Below are 26,647 nucleotides of genomic sequence, written 5' to 3' on the forward strand. Positions count from 1 at the left end.
CCGCCGGCCGGGCCGGGTGGCGGCAGGAGCCTGTACCGCCACAGGCATGCGGCTGAGCGTGTGACATAGGCGCCGTTGACAGGGTCCCTGCGCAACTGGGACTCTCCGGGACGACAAGTCCATACAAAGAGGCGACGGTTGACAGGAACCCGGTGCGACTCCGGGACGGTCCCGCCACTGTGACCGCGCGCATCCCGCGCGCGGAAGTCAGGAACTGACCCGTCGTCCTCCTGCCATGGGGCGTGGAAACCCCAGAAGGAGGCCCACCGGTATGTCTCTGCACAGCGCACCGACCACCGACACCACCGCGGTCACGTCCGCGGCGACCAGCACCCGCGACTGGCTCATCGCGTCCGCCGCGGCGATCGTCGCGCTGATCGCGCTCTACGCGGTCTTCATGGACCACGGCACCGTGATCGCGGCGACGGGCAACTACCTGCACGAGTTCGCGCACGACGGCCGGCACCTCTTCGGCGCTCCCTGCCACTGATCGGCCGTATCCACCATGTCCAATCCTGTACTCGCCCTGCTCGGGCGCGGGCTGGCGGCGGGAGGGGCGGCGGGTCTGGCGGCCGGCCTCTTCTCGCTGCTGGCCGCCGAGCCCCTGATGGACCGTGCGATCCGCGACGAGGAGGCGCGCTCGGCACACTCGCATGAGGGTGCCGCCGCCGTGCAGCACCACGAGGAGCTCTTCTCGCGCTCCACGCAGCACGCGGGCCTCGTCGTCACCGGGATCATCGCCGGGCTGGCGCTCGGCGTCCTCTTCGCCATCGCGTACGCCCTCGTCCACCGCCGTACTCCGCAGGCGGCACCGTGGCGGCGCGCGCTGGTCTTCTCGGCGGCCGCGTTCCTCGCGGTGTCGCTGCTGCCCGGACTGCGCTATCCGGCGAACCCGCCGGGAGTCGGCGACTCCGGCACGGTCTCCGATCGCCAGGAGCTGTGGCTGGCGTCGATCGTGATCGGTGTGCTCGGCATGCTGCTGGCCTGGCAGGTGTCGGTACGGCTGGCCGAACGCCCGGCGCCGGTCCGCCACACCGCGGTGGCCCTCACCGTGATCGCCGTCCTGGGGGCCATGTTCGCCCTCCCGGGCAACCCGGACGACGTCCCCGTCGACGCAACCCTCCTGTGGAACTTCCGCGTACTGTCCCTGGCGTCCCACGCGGTGCTGTGGGGGGTGTTCGGGGCGGTGTTCGGAGCACTGGGCTTGCGAGCCGCGACTGTAGCTGGCGCCTTTGCTACTGCTGTGGGCAATCGTTCCGCAGGGCGGAACGGGTGGGCACAGCACCACGACGTCGGGTAACCCGACGCACAACCCCAGCACCGTGCAACGGGGGTGTCCGCGTATACCTCAGGGCCCCTGGCCCGTCAGGTACGCGGACACCACCACGTTCGCCGTATACGTACGCCGAGCCTTGTCGAACGTACCCCCACACGTGATGAGCCGCAGCTCCGCCCGCCCAGCCTGACGCACCCCGTACGCCTGCCGCGCATCGAACCGTTCACGCGTGAGGACCTGCACATCGTCGACGGTGAACTCGGCCACCGTCCCGTCGTCCCGGCTCACCCAGATCTTGTCCCCCGGCCGCATCGCACTGAGGTCGAAGAAGACCGCGGGCCGCGACTCGGTGTCGACATGGCCGACGAACACCGCGGCACCGGCGGCTCCGGGCTGCGTGCCGCCCGCGTACCAGGCCACGGCCCCGGCCTGTTCGTAGGACGGTGCCTCGACCGCCCCGTCCGGGCTGAGCCCGCGGGGCACCACCGGCGCCTGCACCCTTATCGACGGCACGTCGATACGCAGGGGCTTCGCGGCCGGCAACGGCTTCAGTGCCTGCGGGAGTTCGACGCCGAGCGGCCGTCCGACCGCCGCCGCGTCGCCCGTGGTCGGCGCCGACAGGCCGCTGGGCACATCGGTGATCTCACGGCCCCACAGCCAGAGTCCGAGCAGCAGTACCACCCAGGCGACTCCGGTGAACAGGCGTCCGGTGCCAGAGGAAGAACGCTCTTCGCCCGCCATGGCGGTGCGCCCCTACTCCGAGCGGCGGCGCCGGACGCTGCGGAACGCCACGGCGACCGCCGCGACGGCGGCGAGCACCAGGCCGACCACCGCCTGCACCTTGCCGGGTCCGGCGGCCTCCTCGACGTCCGGGTGGGAGGCCGCGAGCTGCGCCGCGGCACCGCCACCGCCGGCACTGACCGGCGCGGTCGGCGACGGAGGCACGCTGGGGGCCGCGGGGCCCGTGGTCGCGGCCGAGCGCTCCGCCACCGTGACCGAACCCTTGGCCTTGTCCTCGCGCCCGTCGCAGGCGATCTTGATCTCGTACGTCCCGGCGGTCACCGTCGACCTGATCGTGGTCTCGCCGTAGAGCAGGCTGCCGTCGCCGCTCGCGACGCCCTCCCGCACGGTCAGCTGGGCATCGGCGACGAACACGGCAGACCGGGCGACGGCCGTCCTGCCCGTGCATCCCCGCGCCTGCAGCTCGATGTCACTGCCGGGCACCGGGCCCGACGGGCTGACGGAGACACCGGCGGCCGTGTCCTCTGCGTGTGCCGGATGTGCCGCCCCGGCGACTATCGGCGTCGCGGCGGCAGCGACCACCGCCCCGGCACTGAGAGTGAGTCGCAGTGAGCCCATGGTGAACCTCCTGTAACAGGAGGGTCCTCCGCGCGCGCCCGCCACGCATCCGCAGCGGGCGCACGATTGCGCCGAACGAGGGGTTACGGAGCGTCATCGGGCCGGGAGGTGACGAGCTCAGATGCGGTCGACGAGATCCGCGATCGAGTCCACGACCGAGGAGGGCCGGAACGGGTACCTCTCGATCTGTTCGGGAGTCGTCAGGCCGGTCAGGACGAGGATGGTCTCCATCCCGGCCTCGAGACCGGCGAGCACGTCGGTGTCCATGCGGTCGCCGATCATCGCGCTGCTCTCCGAGTGCGCCCCGATCGCGTTGAGCCCGGTGCGCATCATCAGCGGATTCGGCTTGCCCGCGAAGTACGGCTCCTTGCCGGTCGCCTTGGTGATCAGCGCGGCGACCGCGCCGGTGGCCGGCAGCGGCCCCTCGGTCGACGGGCCGGTCTCGTCGGGGTTGGTGCAGATGAAGCGGGCGCCCGCGTTGATCAGCCGGACCGCCTTCGTCATGGCCTCGAAGGAGTACGTCCGGGTCTCGCCCAGTACCACGTAGTCCGGGTCGTGGTCCGTCAGGACGTATCCGATGTCGTGCAGCGCCGTCGTGAGGCCGGCCTCGCCTATGACGTACGCGGTGCCGCGCGGACGCTGGTCGTCCAGGAACTTGGCGGTGGCCAGCGCGGACGTCCAGATGTTCTCGACCGGTACGTCCAGGCCCATGCGGGCGAGGCGGGCGTGCAGGTCACGCGGGGTGTAGATCGAGTTGTTGGTGAGGACGAGGAAGGGTCTGCCGGATTCCCGGAGTTTCTTGATGAACGCGTCGGCGCCGGGAATCGGCACACCCTCGTGTATGAGGACACCGTCCATGTCGGTGAGCCACGATTCGATGGGCTTGCGCTCTGCCATGCCGTCTCCTGCCGTACGCGGTGCTGCGCGATGTGCCAGCGGGTGTGATTCTGCCTGCTCTGTCCGATCTCGCCCAGAGTAGCCAGCGGCCGCGCCGGCCGGTTCAGCGCGTGCGCGGCCGGAGGCGCCGGCCCGTTCAGCTCCTGCGCAGCCAGACGCGGCGGCCCGTTCAGCGCCTGCGCAGCCAGACGCGCCAGCCGGTTCAGCGCCTGCGCAGCCGGACGACGCTGCGGACGGTGAGCACGAGTGCGATGCCGCCGAGGAGCAGGGCGCCCGCGGTGACGCCCAGGGTGATGAGGGCGCGCTGGCGCCGCCCCGTTCCGGCCAGTTCGTCGTCGACGTCCTTCTCCTTGCCCTGCGGCTCGCGGGCGGACGGTGAGCTGTCCGGGTCCGGTGTGGCCGTGCTGGGGCTGGGATCGGGGTGCGCGGTGCTGGGGCTCGGGCTGGGCGTTTCGAGGGCCGGGTCGATGGTGAACGCGTAGTCGTTGGACTCGCCGACCCAGTCGCCGTCGTCGTCCTGGCGCTGGACGATCGCGGCATTGGCGACGACGCCGCCGGGCTGGGCGTCGGCGGTGAAGGACAGCCGGACCTTGACGGTGACGGTCGCGCCGGGGGCGACCGTGAATCCGGCGAAGTCGTCGCCGAAGACGCCGACGTTCTCGTCGGCATCAGTGTGTTCGAAAGTGACGGCCCTCTGCCGCGTACTGTCCTCGAACTCCAGCCGCACCTGCCCCGGCTGCAGCGACCTCCGCTCGTCGACGAGGACGACGACGGGGTGGATGTTGCCGCAGGACTCGCCGGTGGTGTTGGTGAGGTCGATCAGCCATTCCTGCCGGCCGCCGCCGGCCTGGTAGGTGGCGGGGCCGCCGTGGATGCGGGTGTCGATCGGGAAGTCGCCGCTGTTCGCGGTGGCGCAGGTGGGCTGCAGGGCGACGGAGCTGTCGTTCGTGGCCGCCGCCACGGGGCTGGCGGAGAGGAGCGTGAGCGTGGTGGCGGGCGTGAGCATGACCGCGGTGGCGGCGAGGGCAGCGGTGGCGGCACGGCCGCCGGACGCGAGGGACCTGCACAGTCGCATGGAGGGCCTTTGCTGATCGCGGGACGAGCAACGGCTGGAGTCCTGCCATTCGACCGCGGCCCGTGCACCGACACCGGCCGCCAGGGCCGATCGGCCGCCAAAGTCCGCCCGATCAGCCGGAAATCAGACGAAAGCGATACGCCCCGGGCATCCCGCTGCCGGGGGCCGGGCGTCCCGCTGTCGGGGGCTGGAGAGATCCCGCTGCCGAGGGCCGGGCAGACCCCGCTGCGGGGGGTGGGCAGATCCCGCTGCCGTGAGCCGGGGACGGCCCGGGCAACGCGGCCCCCGCCCCCCTTTGCTTTAGTGGAGGGCATGAATGGCACCTCCCCCCTGCGCGTCGGCCTCATCGGCTACGGCCTCGCGGGTTCCGTCTTCCACGCCCCGCTGATCGCCGCGACCGACGGCCTGGTCCTCGACACGGTCGTCACCTCCAACCCCGACCGGCAGAAGCAGGCCGCCGCCGCCTTCCCCGAGGTGCGCCTCGCGGCCGCGGCCGACGAGCTGTGGGCCCGCTCCGGCGAGCTCGACCTGATCGTGATCGCATCGCCGAACAAGACACACGTCCCGCTCGCGACCGCCGCCCTCGAGGCGGGACTGCCGGTCGTCGTGGACAAGCCGGTCGCCGGTACGGCGGCCGAGGCGCGCGAGCTCGCCACGCTCGCCGAGGACCGCGGCCTGCTGCTGTCCGTCTTCCAGAACCGCCGCTGGGACAACGACTTCCGTACGGTCCAGAAGCTCCTGACCGAGGGCGAGCTGGGCGACGTATGGCGCTTCGAGTCGCGCTTCGAGCGGTGGCGGCCGCACCCCAAGGGCGGCTGGCGCGAGTCCGGCGACCCCGAAGAGATCGGAGGTCTCCTGTACGACCTGGGCAGCCACGTCGTCGACCAGGCCCTGGTGCTCTTCGGCCCCGCGGTGCAGGTGTACGCCGAGGCGGACGTGCGGCGGCCGGGCGCCGAGACCGACGACGACACGTTCATCGCGGTCACGCACGTGAGCGGCGTGCGCTCGCATCTGTACGTGTCCGCGACCGCGGCCCAGCTCGGCCCGCGCTTCCGGGTCCTCGGCTCGTCAGCCGGCTACGTCAAGTACGGCCTCGACCCGCAGGAGGCCGCGCTGCGCGAGGGCAAGCGCCCGGCCACGGAGACGGAGTGGGGCGCCGAACCGCAGTCGCTGTGGGGCCGGCTGGGCTCCGGTGAGTCCCCGGTGACCGGCGGCGGAAACCCCGTGCCGACGCTGAACGGCGACTACCCGGCGTACTACGCGGCGGTGGCCGCAGCCCTGCGCGGCGAGGGCCCCAACCCGGTCACCGCGCACGAGGCCGCGGCGGCCCTGGACGTGCTGGAGGCGGCGCGCCGCTCGGCCCGCGACGGTGTGGCGGTGAGCCTGTGAGCACCGCGAGCAACGGCGCCCCGGACATCGCGGAACTCGAGGACCAGGAACGCCGCCTGGTCCTGAAGCAGTTCACGTACGACGACGCATGGGCCCTCGGCACGCTGCTGGTGGAGCTGGCCCGCTCGAGGAACGCGCCGGTCGCGATCGACATCCGCCGCGGCGGCCAGCAGCTGTTCCACGCCGCGCTGCCCGGCTCGACCCCCGACAACGACGCCTGGATCGACCGCAAGCGCCGCGTCGTGGAGCGCTACGGCTGCTCCTCCTACCTGGTCGGCTCCCGCTTCCGCGCCAAGGGCACGACCTTCGAGGACTCCTCCCGCCTGGACCCCGACGTGTACGCGGCCCACGGCGGCGCCTTCCCGATCACGATCGAGGGCGCAGGCGTCATCGGCACGGTGGTGGTCTCGGGCCTGCCACAGATCGAGGACCACGCCCTGGTGGTGGAAGCCCTGGAACGCTTCAAAAGCTAACCGGCGCGGCTGTGGGCAATCGTTCCGCAGGGCTGGGGGCACCTCCCAGCGGTAGCTGGGGGAGGGTGGGCACAGCCCCACGACGGCGGGCACCGCCTCACATGACAGTGGCCCGGCCAACCGGGGGGGCACCCCCCGAGTGGCCGGGCCCGTCACCCCCGCTCTCCGCCGGAGGCACTACGCGTTCTTGAACTCCTGCCGCTGCCGCCCCAGCCCCTCAATCTCCAGCTCCACGACATCCCCCGCCCGAAGGAACGGCTTCGGCTCGGGCATCCCGAGCGCAACCCCCGCCGGCGTACCGGTGTTGATGACGTCGCCCGGGTACAGCGTCATGAACTGGCTGACGTACCGGACGACTTCCGCGACCGAGAAGATCTGGTCGGACGTGTTCCCGTCCTGCCTCAGCTCGCCGTTGACCCAGAGCCGCAGGCCGAGCGCCTGCGGGTCCGGGACCTCGTCGGCCGTCACCAGCCAGGGCCCCAGCGGATTGAACGTCTCGCAGTTCTTGCCCTTGTCCCAGGTGCCGCCGCGCTCGATCTGGAACTCCCGCTCGGACACGTCGTGCGCCACCGCGTACCCCGCGACGTGCGCGAGCGCCTCCTCCTCCGACTCCAGGTAGCGGGCGGTACGCCCGATGACGACCGCCAGTTCGACCTCCCAGTCGGTCTTCACGGAGCCACGCGGCACCAGCACGGTGTCGTACGGCCCGACGACCGTATCGGCCGCCTTGAAGAAGACGACCGGCTCGGCGGGCGGCTCGGCACCGGTCTCGGTGGCGTGGTCGTGGTAGTTCAGCCCGATACACACGATCTTGCCGATACGGGCGAGGGGCGGCCCGACCCTCAGCCCTGCGGCGTCGAGCACGGGCAGCTCACCGGAGCCGGCCGCGGACCGGACACGGCCGAGCGCTGCTTCGTCGGCCAGCAGCTCACCGTCGATGTCCTGGACGATCCCCGACAGGTCCCGCAGGGTCCCGTCGGCATCGAGCAGTGCGGGGCGCTCCGCCCCCGCCGTACCGACACGCAGCAGCTTCATGCTTGTCCATCTCCCTTGGTTGCGGCCAGCCCAGCCGACGGTACGCACACGCAGCCATCGGAGGACTGGTTGATCCTCCGATCTCGGCGTGGAGTCCGCAATACCCGGTTCACGTACTGGACCGTCACGAAGCGCCTGTTCACGTACCCGACTGCGCCTTCAATGGCCCCTCGGAAGCGGGCCGGGCCCCGGCGGCGTTCCGGGTCCCCGCCGCCTCCCCCGCCGTCCCCGCCGTCCCCGCCATCCCCGGCATGCCCCGGTAGAGGACGGCCCGCTCGACCGCGCTCCAGGTGGTGCTCGTCACCACGTACAGCGCCGCCGCCAGCGGCACCACCGCCACGGTGAACAGGGTCAGGAACGACATCAGCGGCATGACCTTGGTCATCGCGCCCAGGCCCGGGACCTGCTGCCCCGAGCCGGCCTCCGGCCCTCCGCCCCCGACGACCGGCATCGGCATGGCCGCCATCTGCTGCCGGTAACGCCGGTAGTTGAACGTGGCCACCGCCGCGACGACCGCGAAGAGCCCGACGTACACCAGACCCCGCGCGCCGAACATCCCGCCGTGCGCGAGCGCGTCCACCCACCGGTCCCCGAGGGGCGCGGCGAGCAGCGCGTGGCCGAGGAGCGCGTTCGGCTCGCCGCCGATCGTCGTGTTGGAGAACAGGTGGTAGAGGAGGAAGAAGGCGGGCACCTGGCACAGGCTGGGCAGGCAGCCGGAGAGCGGCGACACCTTCTCCTCCTTGTGCAGCTCGATGATCGCCTTCTGCAGTTTCTCGGTGTCCTTTCCGTGCTTCTTGCGCAGTTCGGCGATCCGGGGCTGGAGTTCGGCCCGGGCGCGCTGCCCGCGCGCCGCGGCCCGCGACAGGGGGTGCACGAGGAGTCGTACGAACGCCGTGAACAGGACGATCGCGGCGGCGGCTGCCGAGGCGTGGAACAGCGGCTGGAGCAGGTCGGCGAGTTGCTCGACGAGATCGGCGAAAACCGAGAAGACGGACATGCGGGAGCCCTCCGAGGGGTCTCATCGTGCCGGGAAAAGGCCGGTACGGCTCGGTACGGCCGGTGAGCCGGCCGGCCTGGGATGAGAGGTCGGCATGACGACCGCGCGATGAGAAAGCGCGCCCCGCAGCGTGCGCGGGAGCGGGTCGCTTACGCGGCCGTCAGGAGGGAACGGCCCGGTGCCCGGGGCCGAGGGCGCCCCGACGCGTCGGGGTCCCGCTGCGGCAGGAACGCCGTGCGGTGTTCACGGTCGCGGATGGCCGTGCGCACCCGGGTGGGCGGTACGGCGGGCGCGCAGCGCGAGGCGATGAGGGAGCACGCGGCGAAGGCGGAGCCGGCCGCGGCGGTGGCGGCGAGGGCGACGGCGGCCGTGAGGCTGCCGGTGTCGGCCAGCACCGTCTCGACGAGGAGGAAGAGCAGCAGGGCGGCCGGACGCAGTGTCGACCAGGACCACGTTGCGATCATGTGCGGTGCTTCCTCCTCTCCCGCTCACCGTGTGCCGTACGGACCAGGCGCTGTACGCGGCATGTGCCGTACGCGGCGCCATGTGCCCGTACAGGCGTTCATACGCTTCCCCGCCGTTATACAGGAACGGTCCCGGTCAGCGCGGCCGCATGGACTGCAGTTTTCCCCACACCACCAGCCGGTACTTGGACGTGTACTCGGGAGTGCAGGTCGTCAGCGTCAGGTAGTAGCCGGGTTCGCGGTACCCGTATCCGGTCCTGACCTGGCTGCGCGGCACGCTCGCGATCACGCTGCCGTCGCGGGCGGTGGTCTGCGGCAGGGTCTTGTCGACGACGTACGTGTAGACGGCCGTCTTCGTCTCGACGCGCATTTCGTCGCCGCGCTGGAGGCGGTTGATGTAGCGGAACGGTTCACCGTGCGTGTTGCGGTGCCCGGCCAGGGCGAAGTTCCCGGCGCGGCCGGGCTGGGCGGTACCGGGGTAGTGCCCCGCGTACCCCTTGTCGAGGACGCCCCCCTTGCTGACCCCCTCGGCCACGGGGACGCGGAGGCCGAGGCGGGGAATGGCGAGGACGGCGTAGGCCTGGTCCCAGCGGGGTGCGGCGGCGGGCCGCGTTCGGGTACCGGCGCCGGAGGACGAGCCCGCGGCGGCGGAACCGTCATCGTCCGCGCCCTGCTGCCCGCCGTCGCCGCCCGCGGACTCCGCGCTGTCCGTGCTGCCGGTGCTGTCCCCGCTGCCCGTGCTGTCCTCACCGCCCGGAGTACCGCCGCTCCCCCACTCCTGCTCCAGGGCCTGCACCGTGCGGTCGGCGGCCTGCTGCGCCTGCCGGTTGGTCCACCACAGCTGGTGTACGACGAGGAGGAGCAGGACGAGTCCGACGGTGACGGCGACTTCGGCGCCGGCCCAGAGCACCCGGGCAGCCGCCGCACGCCGACGGAGCCGCCCCTGCACGACCACCGGAACCCGCGCCCGCCACCACACCCGCACGGCCTCTCCCTCCGCCGGCCCGCATCGCCCCGCACCGGCTCGCATCGGCCCGCACCATAGGGGCTGCGCCTTCAAGTGACCAGGGCCGCGAAGCGGCGGGGACAGGTCGGGCGGCGCACAGACCAGGACAGGCGGCGCACAGACCGGGACATGGGACAGCCCAAAGATCACGCGCCGCCGCCCACACTGACGCACACATGCCTCTTCACGGCCACCTGACCGCAGTACGGTGTCCCCCATGCGCCCCGACACGCCTGCCGACCATGTCGACCACATCGCCGAAGCCGAGCGCATGGTGCGCACGGCCGGGCTCTACCCCGAGGACGCGGAGCACCTGCTGCTGCAGGCCGCGGCCCACCTCGAACTGGCCGAGGACCGAGAACGTGCGACGACGCTCTACGACCGCCTGCTCTCGTCGTCCTCCCCAGCGGCCCTGGAGAACCCCCACCTGGTGAAGGCCCTCAAGGCCGCCAACCTCTGGGAGTACGGCCATGAGGCGGAGGCCCGGGCGATCATCGAGGGCGTACGGGCCGCGGCGCCGAAGGACCCGGCACCGTGGGTGATCGTCGCCGAGGCGCTCGAGTCGCACGACGAGCTGGAGGCGGCCCAGGAAACGTTCACGCAGGCGGTCGCCCTCCTGCTGGCGGGCGACCCGGAGCCGCGGCAGGGCGTGCACCCGGTCCTGTTCGGCCGCCACCGGGTCCGCCGTATGCTCGGCGCCCCGCACGACGAGTGGGACACGCTGGCCGACGAGCTGCACACGGCGCACACGTCCGCCTCGGCTGCCGCCCCCGTGTCCCTGGACGAACTCCACGACCCCAAGCGCGTATGGTCCCTGGGCTCCGAGGACCCCGCGGAGCTCCGCGCGGAGATCTCCCGCCTGCAGGCGGAGCTGGGCTCCTACCGAGAGGCCCTCTCCCGCCCCTTCCCGGTCGCGGTACTCCACTGGCCGGCCGCCGAACTCACCGAACTCCTCACGGCATACCCGGCCCTGACGTCGGAGTACCCCTCCCACGAGGAACACCTCGCCACAGTGGAGACCTCCCTCCGCGAACTAGCCGCCTCCGGCACCCCCAACCTCGGCATCGTCACGGCCACGGTCCCGTCGTACGAGGCCTTCGCCGCCTCGGAGGCCTCGTCCCCGTCGGACGCGTCGCTGCTCCCGCAGTACGCGACGACGCTGGCGGCCCGGGGCCGGGCGGTGGCTTGGCCGCCGCGGGGGGATGAGGGGTGTTGGTGTGGGTCGGGGCGGGTTTATGGGGAGTGTCACGGGTCCGACGGGTGACGTGAACTGCGCCACAGCTTCCATGTCGTGCTGCGGTACGGCCCGTCTGGCCCTCGCCCGCTGTTCGTGGTCCGCCTCACGCTGGTGATCCTGGCGAATCGGACTGCTCACGGCCTTCCGTTTGCTGCTGCCGTTTCGGTCCCGGACATCATCCGGACTACGCGGGTGCGTACCATCAACTTCGTGACGATCCACGGTGGCGGTAACTAGTTGCGTTCGAACCGTCGCCTAGCGCGTTCCGTGAAACGGGTCGAGGACAAGGAGGAACACCATGGCCACCATGAGGCCCTCCTCCCCTACTGTCTCAGCCCGCATGAGTCGGCAGACCAGTCGGGGTACCACACCCGAGATGGCCGTGCGCAAAATGCTCCACGCCGCCGGCCTCCGGTACCGCCTCCACGTACGGGTTCCGGGCATGCCGCGGCGGACGATCGACATTGCCTTCCCAGGAGCAAAAATCGCGATCTTCCTGGACGGTTGCTTCTGGCATGGTTGCCCAGAACACGCCACACACCCAAAGGCAAACGCAGACTGGTGGCGGGAAAAGCTGGACCGCAACATGGCCCGGGACCGCGAGACGACCGATCACCTGCTTGTCGCAGGCTGGACAGTCCTCAGGTTCTGGGAGCACGAATCGGTCGAGGACGTTGCGCGCCGGATCACTGCCACTGTGATGTCCAGACGGTCGGCCTCGGCGGCTCCTGACTCGAGTCGCCTGCACCCGACACCAAGCGTCCCGGTCTCCGTGCGCGACCAGTAGGGCAGACGACGCCTGCCGCGGAACTCCATAGTCCGGGGCCCGAAGACCGATCGTGATCTCGTTTTCGTGCATCCGTGCCCCACTCACCCAATAGTGTGTAGGCGTTGCACACATGAGTGGCGTGCCGTCGTGTGCCGCAAGCGCCTGCCTCGCTCAGAAGCCATGAGCGATGACAAGAGCTTTGGGGACCGATTGCAGCGAACGAGAGCCCGGGGGCAGTCGATTCCATGACCGACGAATTCGACGACATGTACGAGACGTTCAAGGCGCTCTTGGACGCGTTTCCCCCTTCGGAATCGGTCAAGCGGCTGGAGCAGTTCGGCATCAGCCCGGACGTCGTCCAGCGAATCCGTGAGCGACACGAGCAGCAGACGATCCGCATAAAGGAACTCGAAGAACCTCAAGCGGTGATTCTAGGCAATCGCGACACCTGGTACACGGGCCCACAGGCCAAGGACAAGTGCTGGCCCGCGATCGTGGACCTGCTTCGCAAGGACGGTTGGCCACAGGAACCAGCGATCAGCGCCCTCGACGACTCCTCCACGCGCGTGGTCTCGCTGCTGAACCATCCCAAGGAGAAGGCGTTCTCAACTCGGGGCCTCGTCGTCGGCTACGTACAGTCCGGCAAGACGACCAACTTCACCTCGGTCATGGCCAAGGCTGCGGACCGCGGCTACAAGCTGTTCATCGTCCTAGCCGGCATCCACAATGGCTTGCGCCGCCAGACCCAGGCGCGTCTTGTGCAGCAGCTCGTGGAGCCGAATCCCGCCATGTGGTCCCAGCTGACCGGGCTCGACAAGGATTTCACGCCGCAAGAGAACCCGGCATCGTACTTCGGGAAGAACAACAAGACGCACGTGCTGTGCGTGGTGAAGAAGAATGCGACGGTCCTTCGCAAGCTAGCCCGGTGGCTCGAGAAGGCATCGGACTATCTCAAGGACTGCCCTGCGCTCATCATCGACGACGAGGCCGACCAGGCCACCGTGGCGACGAAGTCGATCAATCCTCTGATCCTCAGCATGATGAGCTGCCTGCCGAGGTGCGCCTACGTCGGCTATACGGCCTCGCCGTTCGCCAACCTGCTGATCGACCCGAGCGCCGAGGACCTGTACCCCAAGGACTTCGTCGTCAACCTTCCCAAACCCATGGGGCACTTCGGTACCGAGGTTCTCTTCGGGCGCTACGCGCTGGACGGTGAGGACCCTGAGCAAGTTGACGACGGCTACGACATGATCCGCTCGATTCCCGAGGACGACGTGCCGTGCGTGCGCCCTGAGACGAGAGCCGACGTCGAGGGCTTCGAGCCTGTCATCACCGAGACCCTTCGCAGGGCAGTCGAGTACTTCTGGCTGGTCACGGCAGCCAGGCGAGTACGCGGAACCGGCAATCCGCACAGCACAATGCTGATCCACACCAGTGTCAACACCGCGGTGCACAACAGTTTCGAGGCGCCACTGGCGCATCTGCGCGACCGGTCCGCGCGGTCCCTGTCGGACGCCAACTTCCTGTCCCGACTGCGTGACCTATGGGAGGGCGAAACCGAACGGGTTGCTGCCGAAGATTTCGGTGAGACGAAAGTTTCGTTCGACCGGTTGGTGCCCGAACTGCCGGGAGTCCTCGACAGCTGCCGGGTCATCATGGATAACTCCAGCAGCGAGGCGCGCCTCGACTACGAGAACGGTCCCGTTGTGGCGATCGCCGTGGGCGGCAATACGCTCTCGCGGGGGCTGACCCTTGAGGGCCTGTCGGTCAGCTACTTCGTCCGGTCAGTCTCGGCGTATGACACTCTGCTGCAGATGGGGCGTTGGTTCGGCTTCCGGAACGGCTACGCCGACCTGCCCCGCATCTGGATGACAGACGAGTTGGCCGAGTGGTTCCGGCACTTGGCCACGGTCGAGACGGAGATGCGTCGCGACATCGACATCTACATGACCGAGGACGAGACGCCCCTCACGTTCGCCGTGCGACTGCGTACACATCCCGCCCTACGCGTGACTGCAGCTGCAAAGATGCGCGACGCCGTTACGGCGGCCTCGGCCTACGGCGGGCAGCGGGTCCAGACGCATTACTTCCACACTAACGCCGACTGGCTGCGCGGGAATATCGACGCCTCAAGGGCTCTGGTTGCGGCGTCTGTCGCGAGCGCGGTCAGGACCGAGGAACGACCCGAAGAGGGGCGGTACATCTTCCGTGACGTGCCGCACGATGTCGTCACCGACTTCCTCGCGACTTACAAGTTTCATGAGAAGTCCCCGGAGAACGACGCGGACCTCATCATCGACTACATCCGGAAACGAGTCGCCACGGCGGGCTCGCTGGGTCGGTGGAACGTCGCGATCGTTGGCAATCCGAAGGGCGAGGACTTCACCTTTGCCTCTGGCGTGACCGTCGGCCGTAATGTCCGTGCCCGCCTCGAAATCCCCAATGCCGCCCCGGACTTCGCCGATATCAAGACGCTGATGAGCCGTCGTGACGCCGCGGTGGACCTGACAGGTGACACGGCGAAGCTGACCGAGAAGGAGATTACGGACCTGCGACGCGTCCAGCTTCCGGACACCGGCCTGCTGGTTCTCTATCCGATCGACAAGGTGTCCGAGCCGAATCCTACGAAGAAGCTGCGTGCCCCGTTGAACGCCGAAGAGCACGTCATCGGAGTCGGTCTGGTCTTCCCTAAGCCCAGGGACATGGACAGCACGGTGAAGAAGTACATATCCGCCAACCTGGCCAACGTACGGATCGAGGACGAGGACTACAGCCTCCTCGACAGCGAGGACGCATGAACGAGGACACGCTCCGCAGGCTTGTTGAGGAGCACTGGACCGCGCTGGAGGCCGAGCAGACCACAGGAGAGCATCGCCTACGGGTCGCGCAACTTCCTGTGATCACCGAGGGCGGCCCGCTGGCGGTGGCCATCGATTACGAGGGGCACCGCCATGTCCTGGTGCCGGTCCACGCAAATCGCAAGATACGTCCGGGCATGGAGGGGCCGGTCCTCCGGCTGCGTAAAAGGGCATTGGAGGATGAGGAGACCTATCAGCAATACGCCGACCTCTCCTGCCTCCGCAACGACCTCAGCGATCTGTTCACGGAACTATGCGTGGATGTGCTGGGCGCAGCCGAAGAGCTACCCGAGAACCCTGTCAAAGCCCTCTACCGCGTTCTCGACCGCTGGAAGGCCCTTTTCCGAACGCAGGGAACGCCACTGGGTCCGGAGCAACTCGCCGGACTTTTCGGCGAATTGATGGTGCTCAACCGGCTTCTCGAGACGGACTCGAGCGCCCACCGGCTCTGGCGCGGCCCAGAGGGGCATCGCCACGACTTCTCGGCTGGGACCATCGCCGTCGAGGTGAAGTCCAGCACCGCCCGCGAAGGTCGAAAGCCACGGATCCATGGTCTCGATCAACTTGAAGGGCCGGAGGGCGGGACGCTTGCTCTAGCGTGGTTCCGCCTGCATCCCACCACTGTGAACGGTTCTGGCCCCGCGTTCGTGGAGTTGGTCGACCGGGCACTGCGTATGTGCGATGACGAGGGAGCCCTTCTCGAACTGCTGGCAGAAGCCGGGTACCGCCCATCTGATGCCGACCGCTACCGCGATGTCCGCTTCGTGATTGGCGAGGAGAGGTGGTATCGCGTCGACCCTGGCTTCCCGGGGCTGACGGGCCAGGCACTCGTCGCGGCCGGCGTGCCGGTGTCGGTACTGGACGTCGAGTACACCATCGACCTATCGGGTGAAACGCCCGTCCCTCTGGCGCCCGGCCAGGTGACCCAGATGATCGACAGCATGATCCAGGAGTACGCGTGACGGAGCCCCGCTGGTTCTCCCAGCCCTATCCTCCGGAAGGCGCGAGCGCCGCGGAGGGCATCCGCAACCAGCTCGGGCGCCCGGAACTCGACTTGCTCACCATTCTGGTGCGCGAGTCCGCGCAGAACAGCTGGGACGCCCGTCTTGTGCCGGCGTCCGCTCCGGTCGACTACCGCATCGATATGTGGACGGTGAGTCCGGCCCACACCGGCGCCTGGCGAGAGCTCCTGCTCGACGGGGCACCCGCCGGCGCGCAGAACTTTCCGCTGCGCGAGACCCTCAGGCGTGGCTCGGTTCGGGTCCTCGCCATCTCCGACCGCGGTACTCGAGGGCTCGGAGGGCCCACCCGCGCTGACGACGCAGTTGGGCCCGACCGCGACTTCGTCTCCTTCATACGCAACATAGGTGAACCGCGTGACACGGCGCTGGGCGGAGGTACCTACGGCTTCGGCAAGGGCATTTTCTACCTGCTCTCCAAGTCCGGCACCGTCCTGGTGCACTCCCGCTGCCGAACTGCGCAGGGAGGGTATGAGACCCGGCTCATCGGTTGCACCCTCTGGAAGAGCTATGTGGCGGCCGAGCCGCAGGGAGACCGTCGTTACACCGGTCGACACTGGTGGGGCGACACTTCGGGAGATGTTGTCGAACCCCTGGTCGGTCAGAAGGCGGAGGGCACAGCTCAGCGTCTGGGCCTCAGGCCCTTCGGTCCCCACGAGACAGGGACGACCATCGTCGTCGTTGATCCGAACCTTGACGACCTCGAGTCGGCCGACGCTGCTGACTACTTGGCTGAGACCATCGCCTGGCACCTCTGGCCGAAGATGATCTCCGCTGCCGGCAAACCACCCGCCATGCGCTTCTCCGTCACCTGCGACGGTGTCGAACACCTCGTACCGGATCCGCGGGAGACCCGTCCGCTCAACATGTTCGTTGCCGCCTACGAGATGATGACCGGGCCGGACGGCATCGGTTTGGAGTGCATGAAGCCCAAGCGATACCTCGGGCGCCTCGGTTTGGTGAAGAGAATCATGCCGCCGCTGGAGCCGAGCCGTGCATCCCGCATGCTCGACATCGAGGATCTCGTCCATCACGTCTGTTTGATGCGCCCCGCAGAGCTCGTGGTTACCTATCGGCCCGGGCCGAAGCCCCCGAGTGCGAACCAGGGGTATGCCGGGGTCTTCCGAGCCGACGAGGCCATGGATGAGATCTACGCGAAGGCCGAACCACCCACACATGACGCTTGGAACCCCCAGTCGCTCGAAAGGCCCGAGAGCACCTTCGTGCACACGACCTTCCGGCGCATCACCGAATCCCTGGACCGTCTGCTCTCCCTCGGCGGCGTCGCCCGCCCAGGAGCCAGCAACATCGCATTGGGTGCGGCCAGCTCTCTCTTCTCCGGGTTGGTCGGCGGAGTGTGGGGAATCGGCGGAGCCACCGCCTACTCCAAGCCAGGCAGCACTGCCCCACGGGGCTCGAAGTCGGAGGACATGGAGGAAAATACGACGCGTCCCGCCTTGGACCGTCGCGTCCCGGGGACGGCAGCCTCCGGTACCGCACGGACCGCCGCCGACGGAACTGCGGGACACGAGGGGTCCAGCGCCGACAGCCAACCATTCGCCAACACTTCGGAGACCGACCGAACTGGCACAATGCGCCGTCGTCCGCGAGTGCAGTACGTGGGCGATCCCTACTACGACGATCGCGGGGACGCCTCCGTACTTGTCCAGGAGTTCCGGCTGCCCGTGTCCGGGCCACAGCGGGTCCGGATCGATCTGGCCGTCACACTCCCCGGTACTGGCGGGCGCGAGACAGATCCGCCCATCGGGGCAAGCATGCCCGAGCTGATCGGTTGGGAAGACGGAGCGGGTCGGCTGTACTCCTCCGAGGCATACGTGATCGAGGGCGGCGAATCCATATGGCGCGCTCTCGTACGTCCGGCCCCTGACACCATGACGGAGATCGGTATCAAGGTCGAGGCGGTGAAGACCCCGTGACTCGGCGCATTCTTCCCTACCGCATCCCGTCCGAGGACGTGCTTACCGCCCAAAAGTGGTTGCTGGTGACCGAGGACGGCGAGGTCACCATGCCCGAGGCGCTGCCGGACTGGGACTACCAAATGGACCTGCACCTGCGCAGGACCGTCAGCGTCGACCTGGATCGGGCGCGCGTGCAGTCGGGGCTTCCGACCGACGCGGCTCTCATGCTCGCGGCCGTATGGACGGCCACGGGGTCCAATCTGAGCGGGCCGGCGCAACATGTGCGCTTGGTCGAGGGCGGCACCAGAAAAGTTGAGCTCGATATCCGACTGAAGGGTGCTGATCTGGGCGGCCTGCTACTCCTCGACACCGCCCTCGTACTGGCCGAACGCCGAAGCGACGCCCGACCCTCCTCACCCCGTCGGGCAGGCTCCGTATTGTGGAGCGATCGTGAGTCGCTGAGGCTACAGGGCGACGCACCGCAGTTCCCCATGGCTGTGATCGACTTCGCTCGGACGTCCTTTCCCGACGAGGCAGCGTGGCACCTGCAGATCAGCGGTGGCCTGGAGAGCGCCACCATGGGCTCCCTGCTCCTGCTCGTCAACGAGCGGAACACGGTCACCGCCACAGCATTCGAGAACGCTGGCAAGCCCCGCCCCGTGGATCGAATCGTGCTCTCCGCGGTGTACGCGGACGCTGCCCGGATCATGATGGAGCACGCGCTCGGCAACGGTGACTTCGCCGAGGACGCCGACTTCCCGGACGGCTCGCTGGGGGCCACCATGCTGAGTCTGTTCGACCAACTCTTCCCGGGCCAGTCGATCACTGACATCCGTCTGCGCCAACGACAGTCACCAGCTCTTTTCGCCTCTGATCTGCAGGCGGCGGTCAAGATATTCGAGGTGTCATGATGAGCTTCCTCTACCCGCGATTGCTCGCCGAGCAGGCCAGGCCACTCTTCGAGCAGTACCGGCATCTGACAATCGCTGAACTGGGCAGTCGAGTAGACGTCTCTCATGAGTCGGCGGTATACGTGGCCACCGGCGGCGACCGAGTCTCCCCCTCTCAACTCCAGGACCTGCGTTCAGGCGTCGTCGACCTCGCCAAGCGTTCTGGCTTCCCAGACGACTCCGACCGCACGCGCAATGCCGACTTCGACCTCCGGCTTGCTGCCCTGCTGCATGCCGAGATGGGCATGGTGCCCGCCGAGGCCGCCTCTCGTGACGTCTGGGCCTTCCTCGCGCTGGTGCTGCTGCCGGACGTTGCCTTTTGGCGCTACCCCCAGCCTCCCAAGGACCGTGTCCTGGGCACGGACCTCACCCGACACGTCTTTGGCCGACTGTGGTGGCGGGCACAACTCGTGCGCTCGTCGGACGCCCCTGAGCCGTACGACGCTCTTAAGATCCTCGGTGAGGCCGCGTTCGACCAGATCTACGCACGCCGTGCCGCCCTCGGTGGAAGTCCTCACATGGTCCGGGCCATCCTCCGCGTTTGGAAAGACCTCGACCTGAGCGGTCTCAACGAACGCGAGACGCTCCGCGACTTCCTGAAGAGGCTGCTGCGACTAGCGCCGTTCGTGCTCTTTGACGGTATCGAAGAGGAGGCCCTGGATCACGAACTGCGCGCGGTCGCCCAGGAATCCGTCGATGCCCAACGCTTCGCGTCCTCGGCGACCGTGGACGAGACCGTGCAGGCCGGGCAGGACACGGAACGACGCAATGTTGCCGGTAATTCATCTCTTGTCGCGCTGGCCGAGGAGAGGGTACCAACCCCCCGATCCGCCTCGCCTGTGTGGGACGATTCCCGTCGCTTCAGGTCCGTGGAAATCTGCGCCGGCGCCGGAGCGCAGGCTCTTGGCCTCGAAAGCGCCGGATTCGACCCGGTACTGCTCATCGACAGCAAGGCCGACGCATGCTTCACCATCGACCTCAACCGGCCCGAGTGGGACGTCGTCTGTATGGATCTCGTCCATTTTCACCCGGGCATGCGCCCGGAGACGCTGGGCGTTGATCTCCTCAGCGGTGGACTGCCACGCGTGAAGTCCCCGGCCACCGTCGGCCGCGCCGAGGACGTCGAAGAGCGTGGAGTCCTCAAAGCCGCGATCACCTTGGCATGCAGCATCAAGCCGAAGGCCGTGCTTTTGGAGAACGTCCCCGGCCTCGTCGAAAGCCCGGACTTCGACGTTGACCGCTTCTGGATCGAAGCCCAACTCCACAATGCGGGCTACCGCTCGAGCTGGCGAGTCCTCAATGCCGCTGATTACGGCGTGCCGCAGAACCGCAGCAGCGGCTTCTTGGTCGCACTGCGGGAACCGTACCATTCTCGATTTTCCTGGCCGGAACCGGACAAGCAGCCGGCACCGACCGTTGGCCAGGTTCTCGGACGATCCATGTCCGCGCATGGCTGGCGCGGCGCGGAACGTTGGATTAAAAGGGCCGACCGCATCGCGCCCGCACTCGTCGGGGGCTCTGACCGGCGGGGCGGTGCGGACCTCGGGCCTACTGGTAGCAAGAAGGCCTGGGCCGCGCTCGGCGTGAACGGCAACAGCCTCGGCGACGAACCGCCGGACCTGGACTTCCCGGAGGACGGCCTACCCAAGCTGACTGTCGATCAGGCCGCGCTGATCCAGTCCATCCCCGCCGACTGGCGTTTCTTCGGCGGCAAGACATCCAGGTATCGTCAGATCGGCCATGCAATGCCACCACCGCTCGCGGCAGCTGTCGGACGGGCCATCGCAGCCGCTCTCCGAAGCTAAGATCACCCCATGCACACGCCCCGCCCGCTCGACCCCACGCTCATCACAGTCGTCGACTTGTTCGCCGGCTGCGGTGGCTTCACCCAGGGGTTTCACGAGTTCCGACCGGAGGGGGCAAAGGACGGTGGGCCGGTCTTCCACAGCATCGCGGCCGTCGAGCACAACCCCGCTGCTGCTGCCACGTACGCCGTGAATTTCGGCAGCGGCCGCTCGGACAAGACGCTCCCTCCTGCCCACATCCACGTCGGAGACATCGAGGATTGGAAACCGACTCCTGATGCCCTCCACGCGGACGTAGTAGTCGGAGGACCTCCCTGCCAAGGTTTCTCGGCCTTGAACCGTGAGAAGAAGGGCAGCGACCGCAACCGCCTATGGGAGGAATATGTGCGGATCGTTGCAGCAATTCGCCCCAAGGTCTTCGTCATCGAAAACGTCGACCGATTCCTCAAGTCGAACGAATTCCGCAACCTGCTCAGCCAGGTAGAAAAGAACGGTCTGCTGGCAGACTACCGGCTCGTTGATCCTCCTGGTCACGAATCAATCGACACCGAGGAAATCAGAATCAAGCGGTACCTTCTTAACGCCGCCGACTACGGTGCGGTCCAAGCGCGCAGGCGAGCTATCGTCATCGGCGTGCGCCGCGATGTCGACAACGGCCGAACATTGGCGTACCCCACCAGAACGCATATCCGTCGCCCAAAGCGCAATACTGGCATCCCCACTCAGCCGCTCCACGGTCTCGATGTGGGGACCGCGTACTGGCGAGCCGTGGACAGCGTTTTCGACGAGTCGTCACGGCTCGCGATCCGCGGCACTGAACTTCCGGACAGCAAAGATCACATTCTTGAGGTAGACGCTGTCGTCCCGGGTGTCTTCACCACTCCGGATCTCCACTTCGGCCGCAACCCGGCGCCCCTCTCGATAGCCCGCTACTTCGCCATCCCTCCGGGTGGAAACCGCAAGGATCTGCGCAACAAGTGGTACACGGTCGATGAATGCGGCGAGGTTCACATCTTCGACACCCCGAACCCTCCGGGCGTGAGGACACCGGTCAAATACCTCTCGACCACAAGCTGGGACAATCACAACACCGGTACGGGCGACGTCATGGGTCGTCTACGCCTGGGCGAGCCCTCGGTCACCATCCGCACCGAATTCTTTAAGCCGGAAAAGGGGCGCTACCTCCACCCAACGGCTTCCCGCCCGATCACCCACTACGAGGCTGCCCGCATACAAGGATTCCCCCTCGACTTCCGCTGGTGTGGCTCAAAGACGGACATCGCCACACAGATTGGCAACGCTGTACCCATCCCTCTCGGCACGGCCATCGCCTCTGCGATCCACGCTTACCTACGCGACTGAACCATGTCGGCCGACAGACCCACCTCCGCTTCGAAGTGAATCTGCGCCCGATCCAATGCCTCGTCCGGATCACAGCCGTGTGCCCGGAGCCAGTGGAGTAGATCGGCGATGGCGTCGACCGCCGTCGCCTCTGCTACGACCACGCTCACCGGACTCCGGTTGGGTCCCGCCGGGCGAGGCAGCTTTGCCGCTTCGTAGAGGCTGAGCATCGCCTCGACCCGTGTCACACGGGCGCCGCCGCTATGGCCGTCGGACGAGCACAGCCCGGTCGCCAACTCGCACCAGACCACCTTCCGGTCAGCGCGGAGTTGGACGCCCCAACGGTCAGCGACGGCCTCGACGAGCGCCATGCCGCGGCCTGACTCAGAGTCCGTGGCCGCGTTGAGGAGCGTCGGCAGGGCTCGGGTGTCGGGGTCATGCACCTCGATCCGTACGTATGTGCCGCTCATGGAGACAGCGAGGGTTGTCGGGGTGCCCGGCCCTACGTGTGTGATGACGTTGGACACGAGCTCGCTCACGCAGAGTTGGGCGGCCTCGACCGCCTCATGGAGACCCCACAGGCCCAGGTGCGTTCGCATGATGCGGCGCAGGGCCGACACCTCCGCGGGTGCGGCCGTGAAGGCCAGATCCCACGGCTTCCTCGACATGCACGCTTGTTGGACCACGCCCAGCTCCTCTCGACGTCCGCCAGGTCCCCGGCAAGACAGCGCAGCGTTACCTATCCATACGGTGCGTAGCGCTTAGCCAGAATGATGGCGACACATCCCGTCATGCAATGTGCACGACGGGATTCGCACCATCGGGTGATTGGCAAGCACACCTCCTGGCGCGGAGACTGAACACCCGCTAGCAAGACGGAGGTTGAGATGGCTGGTTCACCGACGGCACGCCGTCGTCGCCTCTCGATCGAGCTGAAGAAGCTCCGTGAGAAGAACGCCCTCACGTGTGCCCAGGTCGGTGAGGCGCTGGACTGGAGTGGCTCCAAGGTCAACCGCATGGAGACGGGCAGCGGAAGGGTCCAGCCGTCAGACGTCGAGGCCTTGTGCCGTTTCTACGGCACCAGCGCCGAGCTGCGGGAGTTCCTCAAGTCTCTGGCCAGGCAGGCCAAGACGCGCGGCTGGTGGCAGGTCCACGGCTCCGGCGTGCCCGAGTGGTTCAACATCTACATCGGTCTGGAGCAGGACGCTTCCACGTTCCGTCAATACCAGTGCGAGTTGCTGCCCGGCCTCATGCAGACAGCCGCGTATGCCCGGGAGCTCCACACAACCGGTGCCCATATGTCGGCGGAGGACATCGATCGCGCAGTTCGCGTACGCCTTGAGCGCCAGGACATGCTCACCCGACCCGACGCCCCGGACGCCTGGTTCATCGTGAACGAAGGCGCTCTCCGAAATGTCATCGGGGGTCACGCACTGATGCGCGAGCAACTCGAGCAGGTCCTGGCGTCAGCCGAGTTGCCGAGCGTCACTTTGCAGGTTCTGCCTTTCGACTCCGGCACTTATCCGGCCACGGGCTCGTTCACGATGCTCGGCTTCCCGGATCCGGAAGACCCCGACATCGTGTACCGGGACGGCATCACCGACGCTACCTATCTGGAAGGCGAACACCACGTTCGCGAGTACACCAGGGCCTTCGACGGCCTGCGGGCCGCGGCTCTCAGCCCTCAGCGCTCCACCCAGTTGATCAAGTCCGTTCTGAAGGAATACACACGATGACCAGTGCAGAGTCGACTTTCGGGAACAACCTTTTGTGGTTCAGGTCTTCGTACAGCAACGGCGCAGGCGGCGAATGCGTGGAGTGCGCGCACACCGTCGACGGCACACTCATACGCGATTCCAAGCAGGCGGCCGGCCCGGTCGTCGCCTTCCGGGCCGGTGCCTGGCGAACCTTCGTCGAGGGCCTCGGCCGAGGTCAGCTTCCGAGTACCGATCCGAAGGACTTGTTGCGGTAGGTCAGGCCGAACGCCTTCTCGCTGAACGACACGGCGCCGAACGTCGTGAGGCCCGAGGCGGTGCCGCGCAGCAACCAGTCGGCACCGTCGTGGTAGTGGACGTCGTCGTCGAAGACGTCCTCGCCGGAGGCGGCGGCGGTGAGGTCCGCGCGGCCGTCGCCGTTCAGGTCCTGAAGCCGGACAGCGGATCCCATCTGGTCCATGAACTCGGCGGTGCCGGGCACACCCGTGGTGTTCTGGGTGAAGGACTGGGCGCCGCTGCCGGTCAGGCCGGAGGCCGAACCCTTGAGCAGCCAGACCGCTCCGGCGTACTCGCGGGTGCCGACATCCTCGCCGGGCGCGCCCACTGCCGCATCCTGGTAGCCGTCGCCGTTGACGTCGCCGACCGAGACGCTGGCGCCGAATGCGTCGCCCGACTCGTTCACGCCCGGGACACCCGAGGTGCTCTGGTCGATCAGCTGGCTGCGCGAGCTGCCAGGGATGCCACCAGTGCCGCCGTAGTGGACGGCGATGGTGCCCGCTCCGGAGGAGCCCCGCCCGTAGGTGACCAGGTCGTCGTACCCGTCCTTGTCGAAGTCGCCCGCAGCCGTGCCGCTCGCGGCATCGAGCGGCACGCTTGCGGGGTTCTCGGTGAACGTCATGCCGTCGGAGCCGCCCGCGTAGTAGCCGAGCCACAGGGCCGTGGAGTCGTCGTCCTCGATGTCACTGTCCCCGTTCACCACGAGATCGTCGGCGCCGTTGCCGTCGAAGTCGCCCGCCACGATCGATCCGGTGCCCCGGTACACATTGGGGGAACCGGTGGACAACTCGGTCCGGGCGGGAGCCGTGGACCGCGTGAATCCGTCGTCGAACACCGAGACTCCGGCGTAACCCGTCACGGCGAGCTGGTCACGGCCGTCGCCGTCGAAGTCGCCGACCGCGAGGTTGGAGCCGTACAGGTAGGCGGAACGCGAGTCCGGCGCTCCGTACACGGTCAGCCCACCGTTCACCAGTCCTCTGGAGCCGCCCCACAGGATCTGGACGATGCCTATGTCGGAAGCGGTCGAGTCCTCCATCGGCACGCCGACAGCCAGGTCGGTGTAGCCGTCGCCGTCGAGGTCGCCCGTGGCGTAGGACGTGCCGAACTTGTCGTACGCCTCCGCCGCGCCGGGCACTCCTGCGGTGTTCTGGCTGATCAGGGCGGAACGGCTCGTCGAAACGCCGGACGCCGAGCCGTACAGGACCGTCAACTGCCCCGCTTGTGACTGTCCGTTCACCTTGGCCTTGGGGGTGGCGACCACCAGATCCGTGTAGCCGTCACCGTTGAAGTCGTCGGCGGTGGCGCCGACGGCGGCGGCCGGAGCGGCGAGGGGCAGGGCCAGGCCGCCGGCCGTCATCGCAGCCACAGCGGTGGCAGCCAGAAGTCTTCTTCGCAAGTCGTCCCTCTTCACCTCATGTTGGGATTGTGGTCACACAAGTGACTCCTAGGTCGGTTGAACGGTTGCCCTACGCCATCGGTCAGTCCGCCACGCAGACGTACCCCACGGCTCCTGAAGCTGCTAATACCAGGGCTTACCCGTAGAGGGGTTCAGGTCGGCATCCAATCGCCGTTTCTGCTCACGCCAGTTGATGAAGGAGTGTTCTTCCGGAAGGACGACGCTGATCGTCTCCTCCTGGAATTCCTCATCGGTGAGCACTCTGCGCAGGAACTCCGCCATGCCGAAAGGGTGGATCTGGAAAGTCGGATCCGTGTGCCGCCCGCAGATCAGGACGGGCCATCGGTCGGGGTCGTCGTCCGTGGTCAGCCAGCAGTAGATGTCGGCGCCGCTGGTTACGCCCCAGGCCAGGAGGGAATCGGGGTCTACGTCGAGGGCCACTCTCCCGCCGAGCATCTCCCAGGTGCCGCGGGCGTTGAGGGTCTCGTTCCGTAGGCCGGTCCCGTCCGAATACGAATCGGGGCGAGGAACTGGCAGCAGTATGACGATTTCCTCGCTGAGCAGGCCTGCCCCGTACGTCTCCATGAAGGCGACGTAGTCGGTCGGAAAGCGGGTCCCCCATATCTCCTCAAGCTCACCCCAATCGATCTGCTCGTCCACCCCTTGTGCCGTCGGCACGATCTCGGCGAGCGCCGCCGTCTCAGGATTCCCACTCACTGCCACTCCTTCGCGCACCGTCTCGTGCCTTGGCGCCTTCGGCACCGGGCAGGAAAACCGTAACCGCGGCGCGCAGCCGCGCCGGCTGGTCCAGGTGTACGTCGTGGGCCGCGTCCGGGATAACCGCGAGCTGTGTCATCCCCGGGCGGCGCTCCCGCATCTCGGCCGTCTCCGCCTCCGGCATCGTGCCCTGCGCGCCCCGTATGACGAGCGTCGGGCACCGCACCCGCTCCCATTCGTCCCAGTACGCGTGCGTGGCGAGTTCGGCGACGGCCGCGACCATGACGTCGCGGTCCACGCGCGCGTGCCAGCCGTCGGGGCGCTCGTCCAGGCCTCGCGCCCAGGCCTCGTTGCCGAAGAACTGTTCCGCCTCGGCGAAGGACTTGAAGGGAGTCGGCCAGCCGTCCAGCCAGTCGCCGATCTGCTTCGGGAGCTCCGGGTTCGGGCCGCCCGGGCCCGCCTCCACCAGGATCAGGGCGTGGACCAGGTCCGGGTGCGCGGCCGCGGTGAGCAGGGCCGTGTGGCCGCCCAGGGACTGGCCGAGCAGCGTCACCGGGGCGAGGTCCAGTGCGCGGATCACGGCCACCGCGTCCCGTACGCACGCCGCCCGCGTCATATCCGGCGGTCGGCGCGTGCTCGCTCCGTGGCCTCGGGCGTCGTACGTCACCACCCGG

General features: G+C 68.1%; 26 protein-coding genes and 1 riboswitch. Of the genes, 14 read left to right on the top strand and 12 right to left on the bottom strand.

The genetic code is table 11. The features are described from left to right. Positions 1-98 precede the first annotated feature (98 nt). Positions 99-237: riboswitch (cobalamin riboswitch) on the top strand. 34 nt (positions 238-271) lie between these two features. Both STSP_RS16035 and STSP_RS16040 read left to right on the top strand, forming a co-directional pair. Beyond that, entirely contained in the window at positions 272-490 is a 219-nt protein-coding gene (locus tag STSP_RS16035; RefSeq protein ID WP_067277925.1) for a CbtB domain-containing protein, read from the top strand. A gap of 15 nt (positions 491-505) precedes the next feature. Beyond that, on the top strand, positions 506-1,300 hold the full coding sequence (locus STSP_RS16040; protein WP_078067223.1) for a CbtA family protein: 795 nt from the start codon (positions 506-508) through the stop codon (positions 1,298-1,300). A gap of 48 nt (positions 1,301-1,348) precedes the next feature. Here STSP_RS16040 and STSP_RS16045 read toward each other — a convergent pair whose 3' ends face one another. The 4 genes from STSP_RS16045 to STSP_RS16060 all read right to left on the bottom strand — a co-directional run bounded on the left by STSP_RS16045 (position 1,349) and on the right by STSP_RS16060 (position 4,607). Then, on the bottom strand, positions 1,349-2,017 hold the full coding sequence (locus tag STSP_RS16045) for a class F sortase (RefSeq protein WP_067277927.1): 669 nt from the start codon (positions 2,015-2,017) through the stop codon (positions 1,349-1,351). Positions 2,018-2,029: 12 nt separating this feature from the next. Beyond that, the gene (locus tag STSP_RS16050) at positions 2,030-2,635 is read right to left on the bottom strand and encodes a hypothetical protein (RefSeq protein ID WP_067277930.1); all 606 of its coding nucleotides are present in this window, start codon (positions 2,633-2,635) and stop codon (positions 2,030-2,032) included. A gap of 117 nt (positions 2,636-2,752) precedes the next feature. Continuing rightward, complete coding sequence (locus STSP_RS16055) at positions 2,753-3,532, bottom strand: HAD-IIA family hydrolase (RefSeq protein WP_067277932.1); 780 nt, start codon at positions 3,530-3,532, stop codon at positions 2,753-2,755. A gap of 202 nt (positions 3,533-3,734) precedes the next feature. Beyond that, positions 3,735-4,607: a hypothetical protein gene (locus STSP_RS16060; RefSeq protein ID WP_232789661.1), complete on the bottom strand. Its 873-nt coding sequence runs from the start codon at positions 4,605-4,607 to the stop codon at positions 3,735-3,737. 312 nt (positions 4,608-4,919) lie between these two features. On the opposite strand from STSP_RS16060, the gene STSP_RS16065 reads away from it, so the two are divergent. After that, positions 4,920-5,996, top strand: a complete 1,077-nt coding sequence (locus STSP_RS16065; RefSeq protein WP_067277935.1) for a Gfo/Idh/MocA family oxidoreductase — start codon at positions 4,920-4,922, stop codon at positions 5,994-5,996. Next, the gene (locus STSP_RS16070; RefSeq protein ID WP_067277937.1) at positions 5,993-6,469 is read left to right on the top strand and encodes a heme-degrading domain-containing protein; all 477 of its coding nucleotides are present in this window, start codon (positions 5,993-5,995) and stop codon (positions 6,467-6,469) included. Before STSP_RS16065 ends, STSP_RS16070 begins: the two co-directional genes overlap by 4 nt. Positions 6,470-6,646: 177 nt before the next feature. Here the strand turns inward: STSP_RS16070 and STSP_RS16075 are convergent, their stop codons facing one another. The 4 genes from STSP_RS16075 to STSP_RS16090 form a co-directional block, all read right to left on the bottom strand. Beyond that, positions 6,647-7,504 (bottom strand): fumarylacetoacetate hydrolase family protein, encoded by an 858-nt coding sequence (locus STSP_RS16075; protein ID WP_067277940.1) that lies wholly within the window; start codon positions 7,502-7,504, stop codon positions 6,647-6,649. A 139-nt stretch (positions 7,505-7,643) separates the two neighbouring features. Continuing rightward, positions 7,644-8,501 (bottom strand): YidC/Oxa1 family membrane protein insertase, encoded by an 858-nt coding sequence (locus STSP_RS16080; protein WP_067277943.1) that lies wholly within the window; start codon positions 8,499-8,501, stop codon positions 7,644-7,646. A gap of 149 nt (positions 8,502-8,650) precedes the next feature. After that, positions 8,651-8,965 (bottom strand): DUF6412 domain-containing protein, encoded by a 315-nt coding sequence (locus tag STSP_RS16085; RefSeq protein WP_067277946.1) that lies wholly within the window; start codon positions 8,963-8,965, stop codon positions 8,651-8,653. Between the two features lie 136 nt (positions 8,966-9,101). Next, positions 9,102-9,950, bottom strand: coding sequence for a class E sortase (locus STSP_RS16090; RefSeq protein WP_232789662.1), 849 nt, complete (start codon positions 9,948-9,950; stop codon positions 9,102-9,104). 238 nt (positions 9,951-10,188) lie between these two features. On the opposite strand from STSP_RS16090, the gene STSP_RS16095 reads away from it, so the two are divergent. From STSP_RS16095 to STSP_RS16130, 8 genes are all read left to right on the top strand, one after another. After that, on the top strand, positions 10,189-11,235 hold the full coding sequence (locus STSP_RS16095; RefSeq protein ID WP_067277949.1) for an SEC-C domain-containing protein: 1,047 nt from the start codon (positions 10,189-10,191) through the stop codon (positions 11,233-11,235). Between the two features lie 271 nt (positions 11,236-11,506). Continuing rightward, on the top strand, positions 11,507-11,995 hold the full coding sequence (locus STSP_RS37130) for a very short patch repair endonuclease (protein ID WP_232789663.1): 489 nt from the start codon (positions 11,507-11,509) through the stop codon (positions 11,993-11,995). A gap of 227 nt (positions 11,996-12,222) precedes the next feature. Next, on the top strand, positions 12,223-14,775 hold the full coding sequence (locus tag STSP_RS16105) for a Z1 domain-containing protein (RefSeq protein WP_067277954.1): 2,553 nt from the start codon (positions 12,223-12,225) through the stop codon (positions 14,773-14,775). Then, positions 14,772-15,797: a PD-(D/E)XK motif protein gene (locus STSP_RS16110; RefSeq protein ID WP_067277956.1), complete on the top strand. Its 1,026-nt coding sequence runs from the start codon at positions 14,772-14,774 to the stop codon at positions 15,795-15,797. Before STSP_RS16105 ends, STSP_RS16110 begins: the two co-directional genes overlap by 4 nt. After that, on the top strand, positions 15,794-17,791 hold the full coding sequence (locus tag STSP_RS16115; protein WP_067277958.1) for a hypothetical protein: 1,998 nt from the start codon (positions 15,794-15,796) through the stop codon (positions 17,789-17,791). Before STSP_RS16110 ends, STSP_RS16115 begins: the two co-directional genes overlap by 4 nt. Continuing rightward, positions 17,788-18,684, top strand: a complete 897-nt coding sequence (locus tag STSP_RS39640; RefSeq protein WP_198547358.1) for a hypothetical protein — start codon at positions 17,788-17,790, stop codon at positions 18,682-18,684. Before STSP_RS16115 ends, STSP_RS39640 begins: the two co-directional genes overlap by 4 nt. Continuing rightward, positions 18,681-20,528 (top strand): DNA cytosine methyltransferase, encoded by a 1,848-nt coding sequence (locus STSP_RS40990; protein ID WP_332835374.1) that lies wholly within the window; start codon positions 18,681-18,683, stop codon positions 20,526-20,528. Before STSP_RS39640 ends, STSP_RS40990 begins: the two co-directional genes overlap by 4 nt. Positions 20,529-20,537: 9 nt before the next feature. After that, positions 20,538-21,890: a DNA cytosine methyltransferase gene (locus STSP_RS16130; protein ID WP_067277960.1), complete on the top strand. Its 1,353-nt coding sequence runs from the start codon at positions 20,538-20,540 to the stop codon at positions 21,888-21,890. Here STSP_RS16130 and STSP_RS16135 read toward each other — a convergent pair. Further along, positions 21,875-22,537, bottom strand: a complete 663-nt coding sequence (locus STSP_RS16135; RefSeq protein ID WP_067277983.1) for an ATP-binding protein — start codon at positions 22,535-22,537, stop codon at positions 21,875-21,877. The two genes, STSP_RS16130 and STSP_RS16135, sit on opposite strands and share 16 nt — an antisense overlap. Positions 22,538-22,756: 219 nt before the next feature. Between STSP_RS16135 and STSP_RS16140 the strand changes: the two genes are divergently transcribed. Beyond that, positions 22,757-23,605 (top strand): helix-turn-helix domain-containing protein, encoded by an 849-nt coding sequence (locus STSP_RS16140; protein WP_067277962.1) that lies wholly within the window; start codon positions 22,757-22,759, stop codon positions 23,603-23,605. Continuing rightward, positions 23,602-23,841 carry a DUF397 domain-containing protein gene (locus STSP_RS37135; RefSeq protein ID WP_078067225.1) on the top strand — a complete coding sequence of 80 codons (240 nt, stop codon included), beginning with the start codon at positions 23,602-23,604 and terminating at the stop codon, positions 23,839-23,841. The genes STSP_RS16140 and STSP_RS37135 overlap by 4 nt, the downstream gene beginning before the upstream one ends. On the opposite strand, the gene STSP_RS16145 is transcribed toward STSP_RS37135, so the two are convergent. The 3 genes from STSP_RS16145 to STSP_RS16155 form a co-directional block, all read right to left on the bottom strand. After that, positions 23,802-25,256: an FG-GAP-like repeat-containing protein gene (locus STSP_RS16145; protein ID WP_198547359.1), complete on the bottom strand. Its 1,455-nt coding sequence runs from the start codon at positions 25,254-25,256 to the stop codon at positions 23,802-23,804. The genes STSP_RS37135 and STSP_RS16145 overlap by 40 nt on opposite strands. A 123-nt stretch (positions 25,257-25,379) precedes the next feature. Beyond that, positions 25,380-25,973: an SMI1/KNR4 family protein gene (locus tag STSP_RS16150; protein ID WP_078067226.1), complete on the bottom strand. Its 594-nt coding sequence runs from the start codon at positions 25,971-25,973 to the stop codon at positions 25,380-25,382. Continuing rightward, on the bottom strand, positions 25,957-26,647 hold a 691-nt coding region (locus STSP_RS16155), incomplete at its 5' end, for an alpha/beta fold hydrolase (protein ID WP_078067230.1). The genes STSP_RS16150 and STSP_RS16155, both read right to left, overlap by 17 nt.

The sequence above is a fragment of the Streptomyces jeddahensis genome (assembly GCF_001642995.1).
GTDB lineage: Bacteria > Actinomycetota > Actinomycetes > Streptomycetales > Streptomycetaceae > Streptomyces > Streptomyces jeddahensis.

Bases quoted from the DNA above. Each gene is read 5' to 3' on its own strand.
- STSP_RS37130 (WP_232789663.1), top strand. From the start codon at position 11,507: ATGGCCACCATGAGGCCCTCCTCCCCTACTGTCTCAGCCCGCATGAGT.
- STSP_RS16095 (WP_067277949.1), top strand. From the start codon at position 10,189: ATGCGCCCCGACACGCCTGCCGACCATGTCGACCACATCGCCGAAGCC.
- STSP_RS16055 (WP_067277932.1), bottom strand. From the start codon at position 3,532: ATGGCAGAGCGCAAGCCCATCGAATCGTGGCTCACCGACATGGACGGT.
- STSP_RS37135 (WP_078067225.1), top strand. From the start codon at position 23,602: ATGACCAGTGCAGAGTCGACTTTCGGGAACAACCTTTTGTGGTTCAGG.
- STSP_RS16135 (WP_067277983.1), bottom strand. From the start codon at position 22,537: ATGTCGAGGAAGCCGTGGGATCTGGCCTTCACGGCCGCACCCGCGGAG.
- STSP_RS16085 (WP_067277946.1), bottom strand. From the start codon at position 8,965: ATGATCGCAACGTGGTCCTGGTCGACACTGCGTCCGGCCGCCCTGCTG.
- STSP_RS16105 (WP_067277954.1), top strand. From the start codon at position 12,223: ATGACCGACGAATTCGACGACATGTACGAGACGTTCAAGGCGCTCTTG.
- STSP_RS16060 (WP_232789661.1), bottom strand. From the start codon at position 4,607: ATGCGACTGTGCAGGTCCCTCGCGTCCGGCGGCCGTGCCGCCACCGCT.
- STSP_RS16045 (WP_067277927.1), bottom strand. From the start codon at position 2,017: ATGGCGGGCGAAGAGCGTTCTTCCTCTGGCACCGGACGCCTGTTCACC.
- STSP_RS16075 (WP_067277940.1), bottom strand. From the start codon at position 7,504: ATGAAGCTGCTGCGTGTCGGTACGGCGGGGGCGGAGCGCCCCGCACTG.
- STSP_RS16040 (WP_078067223.1), top strand. From the start codon at position 506: ATGTCCAATCCTGTACTCGCCCTGCTCGGGCGCGGGCTGGCGGCGGGA.
- STSP_RS40990 (WP_332835374.1), top strand. From the start codon at position 18,681: ATGATGAGCTTCCTCTACCCGCGATTGCTCGCCGAGCAGGCCAGGCCA.
- STSP_RS16130 (WP_067277960.1), top strand. From the start codon at position 20,538: ATGCACACGCCCCGCCCGCTCGACCCCACGCTCATCACAGTCGTCGAC.
- STSP_RS16035 (WP_067277925.1), top strand. From the start codon at position 272: ATGTCTCTGCACAGCGCACCGACCACCGACACCACCGCGGTCACGTCC.
- STSP_RS16110 (WP_067277956.1), top strand. From the start codon at position 14,772: ATGAACGAGGACACGCTCCGCAGGCTTGTTGAGGAGCACTGGACCGCG.
- STSP_RS16050 (WP_067277930.1), bottom strand. From the start codon at position 2,635: ATGGGCTCACTGCGACTCACTCTCAGTGCCGGGGCGGTGGTCGCTGCC.
- STSP_RS16140 (WP_067277962.1), top strand. From the start codon at position 22,757: ATGGCTGGTTCACCGACGGCACGCCGTCGTCGCCTCTCGATCGAGCTG.
- STSP_RS16065 (WP_067277935.1), top strand. From the start codon at position 4,920: ATGAATGGCACCTCCCCCCTGCGCGTCGGCCTCATCGGCTACGGCCTC.
- STSP_RS16080 (WP_067277943.1), bottom strand. From the start codon at position 8,501: ATGTCCGTCTTCTCGGTTTTCGCCGATCTCGTCGAGCAACTCGCCGAC.